This window comes from Mesorhizobium sp. B1-1-6 (assembly GCF_006443035.1).
Taxonomy (GTDB): Bacteria; Pseudomonadota; Alphaproteobacteria; order Rhizobiales; family Rhizobiaceae; genus Mesorhizobium.
The window spans coordinates 15,168-27,826 of the sequence record NZ_VFWR01000011.1; the positions used below are offsets into that span (position 1 = coordinate 15,168).

18 protein-coding genes are annotated in these 12,659 nt (G+C 63.1%); all 18 read left to right on the plus strand.

Going from position 1 to position 12,659, the window contains the following annotated elements:
- Positions 1 to 56: 56 nt before the first annotated feature.
- The 18 genes from FJ979_RS21505 (at position 57) to FJ979_RS21590 (ending at position 12,635) form a co-directional block, all read left to right on the plus strand.
- Positions 57 to 665: a hypothetical protein gene (locus FJ979_RS21505; protein WP_140583598.1), complete on the plus strand. Its 609-nt coding sequence runs from the start codon at positions 57 to 59 to the stop codon at positions 663 to 665.
- 1 nt (position 666) lies between these two features.
- Positions 667 to 981 (plus strand): hypothetical protein, encoded by a 315-nt coding sequence (locus FJ979_RS21510; RefSeq protein ID WP_140583600.1) that lies wholly within the window; start codon positions 667 to 669, stop codon positions 979 to 981.
- A 50-nt stretch (positions 982 to 1,031) separates the two neighbouring features.
- Positions 1,032 to 1,229 (plus strand): hypothetical protein, encoded by a 198-nt coding sequence (locus FJ979_RS21515; RefSeq protein ID WP_140583603.1) that lies wholly within the window; start codon positions 1,032 to 1,034, stop codon positions 1,227 to 1,229.
- A gap of 118 nt (positions 1,230 to 1,347) precedes the next feature.
- Positions 1,348 to 2,067 (plus strand): response regulator transcription factor, encoded by a 720-nt coding sequence (locus tag FJ979_RS21520; RefSeq protein WP_140583606.1) that lies wholly within the window; start codon positions 1,348 to 1,350, stop codon positions 2,065 to 2,067.
- Complete coding sequence (locus tag FJ979_RS21525) at positions 2,064 to 2,531, plus strand: hypothetical protein (protein WP_140583609.1); 468 nt, start codon at positions 2,064 to 2,066, stop codon at positions 2,529 to 2,531. The genes FJ979_RS21520 and FJ979_RS21525 overlap by 4 nt, the downstream gene beginning before the upstream one ends.
- Complete coding sequence (locus tag FJ979_RS21530; protein WP_140583612.1) at positions 2,528 to 2,719, plus strand: hypothetical protein; 192 nt, start codon at positions 2,528 to 2,530, stop codon at positions 2,717 to 2,719. Before FJ979_RS21525 ends, FJ979_RS21530 begins: the two co-directional genes overlap by 4 nt.
- The gene (locus FJ979_RS21535) at positions 2,716 to 2,967 is read left to right on the plus strand and encodes a hypothetical protein (RefSeq protein WP_140583614.1); all 252 of its coding nucleotides are present in this window, start codon (positions 2,716 to 2,718) and stop codon (positions 2,965 to 2,967) included. Before FJ979_RS21530 ends, FJ979_RS21535 begins: the two co-directional genes overlap by 4 nt.
- Positions 2,964 to 3,605, plus strand: a complete 642-nt coding sequence (locus FJ979_RS21540) for an HNH endonuclease (protein ID WP_140583617.1) — start codon at positions 2,964 to 2,966, stop codon at positions 3,603 to 3,605. The genes FJ979_RS21535 and FJ979_RS21540 overlap by 4 nt, the downstream gene beginning before the upstream one ends.
- Entirely contained in the window at positions 3,602 to 4,432 is an 831-nt protein-coding gene (locus FJ979_RS21545; protein WP_210241478.1) for a hypothetical protein, read from the plus strand. Before FJ979_RS21540 ends, FJ979_RS21545 begins: the two co-directional genes overlap by 4 nt.
- Positions 4,429 to 6,273 carry a ParB N-terminal domain-containing protein gene (locus FJ979_RS21550; RefSeq protein WP_140583620.1) on the plus strand — a complete coding sequence of 615 codons (1,845 nt, stop codon included), beginning with the start codon at positions 4,429 to 4,431 and terminating at the stop codon, positions 6,271 to 6,273. Before FJ979_RS21545 ends, FJ979_RS21550 begins: the two co-directional genes overlap by 4 nt.
- Before the next feature lie 4 nt (positions 6,274 to 6,277).
- On the plus strand, positions 6,278 to 7,339 hold the full coding sequence (locus tag FJ979_RS21555) for a phosphoadenosine phosphosulfate reductase family protein (protein ID WP_140583622.1): 1,062 nt from the start codon (positions 6,278 to 6,280) through the stop codon (positions 7,337 to 7,339).
- Positions 7,336 to 7,626, plus strand: coding sequence for a hypothetical protein (locus tag FJ979_RS21560; RefSeq protein ID WP_140583625.1), 291 nt, complete (start codon positions 7,336 to 7,338; stop codon positions 7,624 to 7,626). Before FJ979_RS21555 ends, FJ979_RS21560 begins: the two co-directional genes overlap by 4 nt.
- A complete protein-coding gene (locus FJ979_RS21565) occupies positions 7,623 to 8,390 on the plus strand; it encodes a hypothetical protein (RefSeq protein ID WP_140583628.1) in 768 nt (255 codons plus the stop codon). Before FJ979_RS21560 ends, FJ979_RS21565 begins: the two co-directional genes overlap by 4 nt.
- A gap of 28 nt (positions 8,391 to 8,418) precedes the next feature.
- Positions 8,419 to 10,659 carry an AAA family ATPase gene (locus FJ979_RS21570; protein ID WP_181181807.1) on the plus strand — a complete coding sequence of 747 codons (2,241 nt, stop codon included), beginning with the start codon at positions 8,419 to 8,421 and terminating at the stop codon, positions 10,657 to 10,659.
- Positions 10,656 to 11,162: a GIY-YIG nuclease family protein gene (locus FJ979_RS21575; protein WP_140583632.1), complete on the plus strand. Its 507-nt coding sequence runs from the start codon at positions 10,656 to 10,658 to the stop codon at positions 11,160 to 11,162. Before FJ979_RS21570 ends, FJ979_RS21575 begins: the two co-directional genes overlap by 4 nt.
- A complete protein-coding gene (locus FJ979_RS21580; RefSeq protein ID WP_140583635.1) occupies positions 11,159 to 11,473 on the plus strand; it encodes a hypothetical protein in 315 nt (104 codons plus the stop codon). Before FJ979_RS21575 ends, FJ979_RS21580 begins: the two co-directional genes overlap by 4 nt.
- The gene (locus FJ979_RS21585) at positions 11,470 to 12,210 is read left to right on the plus strand and encodes a site-specific DNA-methyltransferase (RefSeq protein WP_140583637.1); all 741 of its coding nucleotides are present in this window, start codon (positions 11,470 to 11,472) and stop codon (positions 12,208 to 12,210) included. Before FJ979_RS21580 ends, FJ979_RS21585 begins: the two co-directional genes overlap by 4 nt.
- Entirely contained in the window at positions 12,207 to 12,635 is a 429-nt protein-coding gene (locus tag FJ979_RS21590; RefSeq protein ID WP_140583640.1) for a hypothetical protein, read from the plus strand. Before FJ979_RS21585 ends, FJ979_RS21590 begins: the two co-directional genes overlap by 4 nt.
- Positions 12,636 to 12,659 lie beyond the last annotated feature (24 nt).

Sequence of the window (12,659 nt, forward strand, 5' to 3'; positions counted from 1 at the left end):
CGTAACAGGGCGGAGAGACGCCCACCAATCAGCCCGAACGGGCACGAGGACCTGGGATGACGGCTCCACGCATTCTCGCGATCGACGCGGCCAGACGCCTTGGCTTCGCATATGGCGCCGCTGGCTCGAAGCCGACGTCGGGCTCGATCGAGTGCGCCAGCGAAGGTGCTTCACGCGGTGCGATCTTCTCCGGCGCCGGTCGCTGGATCACCGGCTTCATCTCGGCGAACCCGGTCGATGTTCTCGCCATCGAGGCGCCGCTGCCGGGTTCATTCGTCCAAGGCCAGACCAACATCAGCACGGCCACCATCCTGCTCGGCCTTCCTGCTGTCCTGGAATTCATGGCGTACCAGCTGAAGGTCTATCGCCATATCCGTATCAACCAGTCCTCGGTGAAGAAGCATTTCGCCGGCCACGGCCAAGGCGACCAGAAAGCGGCGATCATGGCGAAATGCAGGGCGCTTGGCTGGATCGACAAGGACGATGCCGACCAGTCGTTCGATCGTAGCGACGCCCTCGCGGTCTGGTCGTTCGTCGAGGCCGACGTCGCGCCGAAATTCACGCAAAGCGTTGACGATCTCTTCATCGCTTCGGAGCGCCGCAAGCGCGAAGCCGAGGAACTCAGCCGCCGATATGCCCCTGCCCAAATCCCGGAAAGGTTCTGAAGTGGACTACCAGGTCAGCAAGCTCGTCGCCTGCATCGACGATGATTTCAGGTTCACGCGGGAATGCGAGCCCGGCATGGTGATCCCGCACAAAGGGACTGTTTACCGCGTCCGGACCGTCGATCTGTTCCGGGTGCGCGGTGTCGACAAGGCCCTGACGTTCCTGCGGTTCGACGAGATCCACAATCCAAGGTACCCGAGCATCGTGGGGCCCTACGAACCCGTCTTCGACGCCCGATCTTTCCTGCCGCTTGACGATCGGCGGCTCGACGCCCTCCGTCGGCATCTCGCACCAGTCGATCGGGTGCCAGCATGAACCTCCGACATCGCCTAATCAGATACCTATCATTTGGCGACCTCATATTGATGAACGCCGAAATCAGCCTAGCCGGCGTGCTCAGGACGCGAGAGGCGGGCGGTTTCCTGATCGACAATGTACGTATCGATCACCAGCGTACCGCAGCGATCGGGTTCAACTATCCGGACGCCGGTCTTGCACTCGAGATGACGCAGACGCAGCAGTTCGTCGCGCGTGAGTGCTTATTTAGGTCGGTGCCATCGTGAGCACGCGCCCATCGAACGGTCGTATGCGCGGCAACCATTCCCTCAGCATGGCTCTGGCTCTCAGCATGCTGTTGGCCTCGGTCGCGTTCATCGTCTTCGTGATGTGCGGTGGCGCCTGATGCGCGTGCTCGTCTCCGCCCCATCTCGCGAGATCGAGCGCGCGCTGCGGACCGCCGCGGAAAGCGCCGGTTTCGAAACCGCCGGCGAAACCCTTCCTCAGGATCTCTGCAGCGCCCTCTTCCGCGATCCCGATGGCATCGGCGTCATCCGTGCGCTGAACAGCGCCTATGCCGCGGTGGTCTGCCGGGATTTCCGTCGCGCCGACGTCAAGAACATCCTGTTCGTGCTGCTCGACGCCGGCGAGTTCAACAGTGGCGCGGCGTCATTGATCCTGCGTTGCGGTGCCGATGATGTGCAGCCCGCCCCGATCCACACCGACGAGTTCATCGCCAGGCTGAAGGCGCTGGTGCGGCGTGGCAGCTACAACGACCATCTCTTTATCAAGATGCCGGGGTGTGTCTACGACGCCGAGACCGGCCTTGTCGAAGGCGGTGACAGGAAGAGCCGGCTGGCGCCGGCCGAGGCAAAGCTGCTCACCACACTGGCGCTCGATCCCGGCAAGGTGTTTTCCAAGGCCGACCTGATGGATCACATCTACGGTGGCGAAGAGGAGCCGATGGAGAAGATCATCGACGTCTTCGTCTGCAAACTTCGCGCCAAGCTGCTCGAAATGAATGATGGCCTCGATGTCGTCCGCACCGTATGGGGTCGCGGCTATCAGTTCGAGCCGAAGGGCTTCGAGCCAGTGTTCCGCCATCGCGTGAGGGTGCCGCGATGAGAGCGGTCCGCGACATCCTCGCCGAAGGGATGCGACGTGAGCGCTACGGCCTCATTCGGCCTTTGTGGGCAGACGCCGACGACGACAGCCGTGAGGAGGTCCGCCGCCGCGCCGATCACCTTATGCGCATACTTTCCGATTACGGCGTCCAGCTTGTGCGGACCGGAGAGCCCGCCCCGATCGCGGCACCAACATCTCCCACGATCGTCGCCAACCAGATCTATGCGCAGCCCGACACGATGCGGGAGGTCCGGGCTGAGGCCGGCAAGTTCTCGATCGTCACCGTCAAAGGCGGCGACGCCACCGTAGAGCAGACCTTCTCCCTCAACGACGTGATGCTCAACGCCGGCCTGGTGCTGACCGGCGATCCCGTAGCCAAGACGATCAAGGATCTCGGCAAGCAGCTCGCCGCCGCGGTCGAGATATTCAGGCTGAACGCCGCCGGCCTGGGTGGCGGCAAATGACAGGCCCACTCTCCACCGCCAGCCGACAGCTCGAGGAACTCGTCGACGTCACCGCCGACTGGTCGTCTGAACTGCTGCGTCGCGCCGCCGACGACATGGTGACCGCCCTCGACCGCTCGGCGATGCGAGACGTGGAGGGTGCCGAGGAATGGCGAAATCTCACAGCCGATAGGAGTTACCCATTATGAAAAACCGCATCACCGACCTCAACGATCATCTCTTCGTCCAGATCGAGCGGCTGTCCGTTGAAGGTCTATCCGGCGAGCAGCTGGAAGCCGAGGTCCAGCGCACCGACGCGATGGTCAAGGTTGCCGATATGATCGTCGACAACGCCCGCCTCGGCATCCAGGCCGCAACGCTTGTGGCAAACCACGGCGATCGTTTCCGCAAGGACCTCCCGATGCTCTCCGCGCCGAAGGAGATCGAAGGCAAGTGAAGGGCCGGCAGATCCGCTATAATGACGAGGAGCTCTCGTTCATCGAATGGCGACAGGCGATGAGCCGCCGCGCGCTTCATGCCGCTTTCGTCGTGCAGTTCGGTCGCCCCGAAGTCACGCTCGACCATATCAAGGCGCTGTGCTCTCGCAAACGTTGGAACACCGGTCGCGATGGCTGCTTCGTCAAAGGCCAGACGCCTTTGAACAAGGGGAAGGCCTGCCCGCCCGGGAAGGGCGGTCGGCACCCGAACGCACGGAGGACGCAGTTCAAAAAGGGCGGCATGGCTGGCGCAGCAGCCGCCAAATATAAGCCGATCGGCACCGAGCGTTTCAACAAGGATGGCTATCTGGAGCGCAAGATCCACGATGGCATGCCTCCCCAGTCGCGGTGGCGACTGGTGCACGTCCTCCGCTGGGAAGAGTTGAACGGCCCCCTTCCTGGAGGGGAGGCCCTCAAATGCCTGGACGGCAATCGCCGAAATACGGAGCCATCCAACTGGCGTCCGGTCCCTAGGGCTCTGCTTGCCCGCCTGGCTGGACGCTACGGCCGCGATTATGACGCCGCACCATCGGAGCTCAAACCTACAATCCTGGCGATCGCCGAATTGGAACATGCCGCCCGGGAGCGGGCGTCATGAGGCGGAGCCGCATCGCTTACAGCGCCGCTGAGATGGCATGGCTCGAAACCAACCAGGACATGGTGATCAGCGACTACCACCGCGCCTTCCAGGCAGAGTTCAGCCGCCCTGATGTGCTGCAACAGAACCTTCACGGCCTCCGCAAACGGCTGGGCTGGAAGGTCGGCCGCGACCACGCCCGTTATAAGGGCCGCCGCTTGAAATATACCGAAGCCGAGATTGCGTGGTTACGCGACAACTCCACGATGGAAATCAATGTTTGGTGCGCAGCTTTCCGAGCGGAGTTCGGACACGAGGATACGACGCCCGCCAAGCTGCACAGTCTACGTAAACGCGAGGGCTGGAAGACAGGGCGGACCGGGCAGTTCGAAAAAGGTTCGGTGCCTTCGACCAAGGGCAAGAAGATGCCCTTCAACCCGAACAGCGCAGTTACCCAGTTCAAGAAGGGGCAGCTGCCACACAACCATCGTGGCCCCGGCCACGAGTCGGTCGGTGACGATGGATATATCTGGATCGTCACCGACCAACGGAACCCATGGACCGGCGCGTCGACGTGGCGTGTCCACAAGCACCGATGGCTATGGGAGCAGGCCAACGGCCCGGTGCCGCAAGGCATGGTGCTGAAATGCCTTGGCGAGAAGTCGAACCCTGATCCGTCGAATTGGGCGCCGGTCCCGATTGGGCTTCTGCCCCGCCTGAACGGCAAATCCAACCGCGACTACGACCGCGCGCCGGCAGAGCTGAAGCCGGTCATCATGGCTGTGGCCAAGCTTGAGCACGCCGCAGCAGCGCGCCGCAAAACCAAATCAGAAAGGACCCCGACATGACCTCTCGCGTTATCCCGCTCGACCAGCTCCGCTTCGGCCACGAGGCGGAACCGCCGATCAACGCCCGGCGCGTCGGTCGCGACGACAGCATCGCAGAGTTGGCCGCTTCGATCGCGGCCCACGGTCTACAAACGCCGCTGAAGGTCAAGGAAGGTCACGATAGCGATGGCGTCGTCGGCGTCTTCGTCGGCACCGGCAACCGCCGCCTCGCCGCGCTGCGCCTTCTCGTCGAGCAGGGCCAGACCGCACCGGATGCTCCGATCGAGTGCGGGGAGTTCGATATTTCGGTCGACGCCAGGGAAGCCGCATTGGCGGAGCAGATCCACCGCGTCGAATTTCACCCCGCCGACGAATATATCGAGTTCCGTGAGCTCGCCGACCATGGGCTCGACGAAACCGCGATCGCCACCAGGTTCGGCATCGATCCGAAGCGCGTGAAGCGCATCCTAGCGCTGGGTCGTTTGTCGCCGGTCATCATCGAATGGTGGCGCGGCGAAGCACAGAGCAACGAGGTCTTCGCGACCGTCTGCGCCTTCACGCTGGCGCCGTCGATCGAGGACCAGGAGAAGCTTTTCAAGAAGCTCGAGAAGCAACGAGATCTCCGCGCGTGGGCGGTCAAGGACGCCCTCGGTGCCGGCAACCAGAAGGCAGCTCGGCACATCAAGATTGCCGGCCTCGAAGCCTACAAGGCCGCCGGCGGGCACATGACGACGGATCTCTTCGGTGACAATCACGTCATCGCCGATCCCGACATCGCGGAGAAGGTCGCCGAGGAGAAGATCGCGGCGGTCATCACAGGGCTGAAGGCTGAGGGCTGGTCTTGGGTGAGCATGGGCGCCGACCTCGACTATTACTGGGAGCATGGCTGGAAGCGCGAGAAGGCCGGCGACGGAAAGGCGACCGCCGACGAGAAAAAGCTGATCAAGAAACTCGAAAAGGCAGCTGCCAAGAACACAGCCGGCGCCGCCGCTGAACTCGCCAGCCTTCAGAAGTCGATCGCCGATCGGCAATGGACACCGGACCAGCTCGGCAAGTCCGGCGCCGTCGTCAAGATCGGCCACCACGGCGACGTCGATATCGTTCGTGGCGTCGTGAAACCGCAGGCGGAGAAGAAGGCGGCGTCGGCGTCTGGCGCGCCGAAGGAGAAGGGCCCGCCGACGATCTCGAATGCGCTTCATCAGCGTCTGAGCGCGCAGGCCACGCTCGCGGTTCGGCAAGCTCTTAAACAAGAGCCCCACGTCGGCCTCGTCGCGCTGCTGGCGGGCTTCTTCGTGCACCGCCATCTGCATACCGACAGCCCTGTCAGGGTCTACCACGACGGTTTCGGCAAGACGCACAGCCAGGAGAAGGAAAGCTTCGCCTCGGTGTTTGCGCGGCTGATGGACATGACGGATGAGGAATTGTTCCAGGTCGCCGCCGACTGTGCCGCCGAAGCCGTGCACATGGAGCGCGGTCATATCGGGCGGCCGCCGTTCGATGCCGACGCCGCACCTCTGGCCGCCGCGATCGATGCCGATCATTTGACGTTAGCTCTGGCCGAAAATTTTGACACCGCCGATTACTTCGGCGGCGCCTCGAAGCCCTTCGTCATCGCCGCGATCCGCGAGGCGCTCAACGACGATGAGGCGCGCAAGGCCGAGAAGCTGAAGAAGGCGGAGCTCACCGCCTTCGCCCTCGCCAACGTGCCGCAGACCGGCTGGCTGCCCCCAGAACTGCGCGCGCCAACCTACAGCGGGCCAGGTGCGATACCGGCCCTGGCCGAGGCGCCTCCAACGGAGCCCGACCCCGACTTCGACGAGATCGAAGGCTTCGAAGACGAAGACGAGATGGAGGACGCCTGACCTCATGCCAGTCATCGCTTCAGTCCCCGCGATCGACGAGTTGATCGCCGCCGGCTCTCCGGTGGCGATCGGCGTTTCAGGCGGCAAAGACAGCCAGGCCGCCGCCCTGGCGACGGTTGCACACCTCGACCGCATCGGCCATGCCGGTCCCCGACTTCTGATCCATAGCGACCTCGGTATCGTCGAGTGGAGCGATTCGCACCCGATGTGCGACAAGCTGGCCGACCACATCGGCATCGACCTTGTCGTGGTGCGGCGCAAGGCCGGCGGCCTAATGGAGCGTTGGGAATCGCGGTGGGAGAGCAGCCGCGTTCGCTACGAGACGCTTTCCACGGTGACCTTGGTCCCATGCTGGTCGACACCGGACATGCGGTTCTGCACATCGGAGATGAAGACGCACATCATCGTCGCCGAGCTTCATCGTCGATTCAAAGGTCAGACCGTCATCAATGTGACCGGCATTCGTCGTCAAGAAAGCCGGAAGCGAGCGATGGCAACTGTCGCGACCCGTCAGAAAGACGGCCGGATGTGGGATTGGCGGCCTATCATTGATTGGACAGTTGACGAGGTGTTCGCTGAAATTGATCGCCACGGACTCCATCCGCATCCTGCATATCGTGGTTTCGGCATGAGTCGTGTCTCCTGCCGGTTCTGCATCATGTCGAACTTGGCAGATATAGCGGCGGCAGCAGCTCAACCCGAAGCGCACGACCTCTACCGCCGCATGGTCGGGCTCGAGTCGACCAGCAGTTTCGGTTTTCAAGGCGCTCGATGGCTGGGCGATATCGCACCACATCTCCTTGATGCTGGTGCCTTGCAGCGTTTTGCGGATGGCAAGATCAAGGCCCTGCATCGCATCGCCGCAGAAGCCAGGATCGCACCAGGCATGCTCTATGTGAAGGGTTGGCCGACCCGGATGCTGACCGATGCCGAGGCCGACATCCTGGCAGAGACACGTAGCAGGATCACCAACCTTTTCGGCTTCAGCTCCGCATGCCTCGATCGCGCCAGTATCCACCATCGATATTCCGAGTTGCTCGCAGAGCATGAAAGGCGGGCAGCATGAACGGCGTCAACGCACGTGCAGTCCCGATCTTCGGCGGCTACGAAGGCCAGTTCCGCAAGGTCCACAAGGCGGACTGGGAGCCGGTCCAGGTCAACGGCATCCCTCAACTCTACGATACCGCCGACGCCGCCGAATGCGCGGCCTGGCGCGCGCTGCTCGCCCACCTACAGGGTGACATCGTCGGCAGTGGCGACCGCGCCTCGATCGAGCGTACCCAGGCGGAGGAGCGCTTCGGCAAGATCTTCCTCGGTCACGGCAAGAAGCCGGTGGTGGTGGAGCGCAAATGACGAAGGAGAACTTCTTCAAGACCGAGGCAGAGCTCTGCGCGGCATTCGTCGCCGCGTTGCCGGCGGGCTGGACAGCCTACGCGGAGACCGCCGGCTACGACATCCTGCTGGTGCGCGCCGACGGCGTGCAGGTCGGTGTCGAGGCGAAACTGCGCCTCAACGCCGAGGTCGTCGTTCAAGCGGCGAAGGAGTGGGGTCACCATCCCCATGCCGAGGGTCCTGATTTCTGCGCCGCCTTGGTGCCCGCCGGTCACGTGCAAAACCATATGGCCGCGATCTGCGCCATGCTTGGCATCACCGTCATCACGGTCGCACATCCAGACGATCAAACGGAAGAACGCTACGGCTGGAGGTCGCCACCTTTCCGGCCCGATCTGCCGAACCTCGATTCCCGCATGTATTGGAGCGGCCGCGAGCACGACTGGTATGATCGTTGCCCCGCCTCGCGCTGCGGCCTCCCGGAGTATGTCCCGGATGTCGGTGCCGGCCACTCCGCGCCGGTAGCCCTCACGAACTGGAAGATCCAGGCGATCAAGCTGCTCATCATCATGGAGCGGCGCGGCTTCGTCACCAAGGGGGACTTCAAGCATGTCAAGATCGATCCGAGCCGCTGGACGCGCGACTGGCTGGAGCGTGGTGCCTCCCGCGGCCAGTTCATCACGGGGCGATACACTCCAGACCTGAAGGCGCAGCATCCCGTGAACTGGGCACAGATCGAGGCCGACTTCGACAAATGGAAGCCGGCAGACGAGGTGCTTGCCTAGCATGTCAGGATTCGATTTCGGAGCATTGATGCCAGAGGTCGCCAGCATGTTGCTGGGCGCGCCGAACCCACACCACAGCAAGGGCAACGATCATCGCTACGGGACCAACGGGTCCCTTTCCGTTGATCTCGAAAAGAACACCGCCTTCGACCACGAGAACAGCGAGGGTGGCGGCGTCCTCTGGCTGGTCTCCAAGCTGACCGGCTGCGGTGATGACGGCGCCGTGGACTGGCTGAAGGCCAACGGTTTCGAAATCCCCGACACCCGAGCCGCCCCGGGCTCAAACCAGAACGCCGGCCCCGGCAAAAAGGAAATCGTCGCCACCTACGACTATGCGGACGCAGACGGCAACCTCGTCTTCCAGGTCGCCCGGATGCAGTACAAGCAGCCCGGTGGGTCCTGGCGGCTCAACAAGCACGGCAAGATCGACAAGACCTTCGCGCAGCGTCGCCGTTTCACCGAGGAGAAGGACGTCTGGATCAACGGCCTCCTCGATGGCGAATACATGCGCAAGGGTCCCGGCCAGAACTGGACCCGATACGATTCCAAGACCTTCGACAAATGGGGGATGAAGGAGCGCCGCGAGTTCGATGGTATCTCGCAGCTGCCGCTATACCGCTGGCCGGAGGTCGCCGAGGCGATCAGCATGGGTCAAGCGATCTACCTCGTCGAGGGCGAGAAAAAGGCCGATGCCCTTTGGCAAGCCGGGATCGCGGCGACCTGCAACGCCGGTGGCGCCAAGAAGTGGACGCCCTATCATGCGGAGCAGCTGCGCGGGGCCCACATCATCCAGATCCCGGACAACGATGACGCCGGCAGGATGCACATGCAGATCGTCGGTTCCCGAATGAAGGAGATCGCGGCGTCGGTCATGATGCTCGATATCCGGTCGTTTTGGCCCGAGGTTCCGGAAAAAGGCGATATCTGGGATTGGGTGCAGGCTGGTGGTGACGCCTCCGATCTGTTCGATCTCGTCGACCAGCACGCCCGACCATGGACGAAGGAACCGCCGAAGTCGCGGTTCGGCGCCGTCACCTGGGACCGGCTCGATGAAGTCGGCCAGGAGCATGAGTACCTCATCGAGGACATCCTGACCCGGCATGAGGTCGCTGTGATCTACGGTGAATCCGGATCCGGGAAAAGCTTCGAGGCCATCGACATGGCGATGGCGGTGGACCGCGGCGTCCCCTTCAACGGCAAGGAGGTCAGACGAGGTGGCGTCATCTACCAGGCCGGCGAAGGTGGCATCGGTGTAAAACAGCGCCTCCGCGCCTACCGGCAGACCTACATGGAGCCCGGCGAACGTGTCGACTTTGTCCTGCTGCCATCCCGCGTCGATCTCTTCGCCAAACCCGGGGAGCAGGATGTCGAAACCAGCCGCGGCACCGATGCCCTTATCGCCGAGATCAAGGCGTGGTCGGAGACCTTCACCGTTCCGCTCGAGCTCGTCGTCATCGACACCCTGGCGACGGCGACGCCCGGCGCCAACGAGAACGCCTCCACCGACATGTCCGTGGTGCTCACCAACCTGGAGAGGATCCGCGACGAATGCCGGTGCACCGTGCTGATGGTCCACCACAAGCCCAGGAACGGCAACAACCCGCGCGGGCATTCCAGCTTGTTCGCCAACGTCGACAACGCGATCGAGTTGGAGATCACGCCCCGGCTCGACGTCGCCTTCCGCGAGGACGGCACCCAACTCGCCCGCCAGATCCACAGGGCCACGATCCAAAAGAACAAGGATGGTGAGCGTGGTCACGGCTGGGATTTCATCCTGAAGCAGGTTGTCCTCGGCACGCGACCAAACGGGAAACCGCTGACCTCGGTGGTTTGCGCCGCACCAGGCGGTCAGGGCCCGGAGGTCACCGACGACAAGAGGCTTAGCGATCAGCAGGCCATCGCGATGCAGGCGCTGATCAACGCGCTGGAACGGCATGGTGAGGACACCCCGGAGATGCTCAAGCTGCCGCGCAGCATCAAGACCGTGGTGCGCATGGGCCACTGGCGCATCGAATATGCGGCACTCTCGATGCAGGACGACGAGGATCCGAAGAAGAAGCAGGAGCGCATCAAGAAGGCGTTGCAGCGTGCCGGCGAACGGTTCTTCGGCGCGAAGTGGATCGGGCGCGCCGAACCGTATGTGTGGCTCACCGGCAGACCGGTGCCCGGGTTCAAGCGCGATACCGCGATCGACTTCAGCCAGCTTTCGAGGCCCGAGCCAATGAGTGATGGCATGGCCGAGGTCATTGATGGAGATATCCAGTTTTGAGCCCCTACACTCCCGAGCAGGTCAGCAGGATCGACAAGCTGATCCGAGCCAATGGCATCGGTGTCGTCTACATCATCGCTCATGACCTCTGTGGGCCGGTCAAGATCGGCAAATCGACCTTTCTGGGTACGAGGTTGGACGGCCTGCAGACCGGTAATCCGAATAAACTGCACGTCTTCGCCGCGTTCCTTGCCCTTGGATCGGCCCACATTATGGAAGCCCGGATCCATGCCGCACTCAGGGATGTTCGTCTCAATGGCGAGTGGTTTGCGATCCCTGTTGACGAGGCAAAACGCTCGTGTCGTGCGGCGATCAGAAAGCCAGCCTATACGGCACCGAAAAACCAGATTGAGGGACAAGGCGGGACATCGGAGCCAAAACCGAAGAAATCCACCTCCCACGCGGCTTTGAAGGCGATTTACAAGAAGAGGATTGCGGAATGGTCCCGCAATGTCCCCTCAAGTCCCGCCGATCGGTCCCGCAATTCCTTGGTGCGGAAATGACCGAAACCCGCATCGAAGCAATCGGCTTCGGCGCCTACTATTGCGCCGCGTACCGGCGTGACGGCGCCCCTGACGTCCTGCTCGACGACGCGGATGGAAAGCCGCAGCGCTTCGCCTCCGCAACGGCGGCCATCAAGGCCGCCGAGCTCGCCTTGCACTTCAGGCCTGAACAGCCGGTTGAGCCGGATATCCTCGGCGCCGGCTCGTTTCATGAGGTCCGCGCCGCCACTGAAGCCGCGCTTCAGATCGAGGCGCTTGGTGGCGTCGTCGTCGACGGCCGCGTCGTCCCGGTGGAGGTCCGCCGGCGATGAGCATCACCCTGATCACCGGCGACTGCATGAAGGTGCTGCCCTCGTTCTCCGACGAGAGCTTCGATTGTGCCGTGCTCGACCCGCCCTACAACGAGACCGCGCTAACCTGGGATCGGTGGCCGCCCGGCTGGCCTACGGCCGTCCGGCGCGTCCTGAAGCGAACCGGATCGATGTGGGTGTTTGGTTCGCAGCGGATGTTCCTGGAGCGGATCGGCGAGTTCGCGGGCTGGCGCTTCGCCCAAGATGTGATCTGGGAGAAGCACAACGGATCCAGTTTCAAGGCCGACCGATTCAAGCGGGTGCACGAATGCGCGCTGCAGTTCTGGCGTGATGATGCCCCTTGGGCAGGTGTCTATCGGAAGCCGCAGTTCACCAACGATGCGACAGCACGAACCATCAAAACGCGCGGGCAGACGCCGCACACCGGCCGGATCGGTAACGACGTCAACTATCGCACCGTCGAAGGCGGCCCTCGCCTGCAGCGCAGCGTCATCTTTGCCCGCTCGGAGCACGGCCGCGCCGTTCACCCCACCCAGAAACCGATCGAGATAGTCGAGCCGCTTCTGCTCTATTCGTGCCCAATCGGCGGTGCCGTGCTGGATTGCTTCGCCGGTTCAGGGACTGTCGGCGTGGTCGCGCAGCGCCACGGCATCGATGCGACACTGATCGAAGGTGACCAAAAGTTTGTCGCCATCGCCTGCCAACGGCTTGGCCTCGATCGAGGTGCCGCCGCATGAAGCACCGCTGCGACATCTGGCGCGTCGCCGAACAATGCGGGGTCCGCCTCGTCGATCCCGATGCCCATGCCTGGCGCCAGCGGCGGCCGCGGGAGTGCTTCGCGAAGAAAACGCTGAAGAAGATTGGGCAACGGCATGGCGAAGCCCATCTTGCGCTGACGCTCCGTCTCATCGTGGAAACCTACGGCAACGCGGCGGAGCTCTACTCGGAGACCATCCAGGCGGTTTCCGCCATGGTGGCGAACCCAGCGATCGAGGCGCGTGGCGGCCACTTGTTCGAGCAGTTCGACAGGATCAGCCTCGCCGAGATCCGGCATCAGGCCAGGGTTCTTGACGTCGGGCTGCCCTTGGCGCACGTCATGCGCGTGCTGCTGGCGGTGCGGTTGAGCGATGGTATAGTTCGGGATGACAGGAGGGCAGCGTGAAACAGCGATCAGCGATGTGTGTTG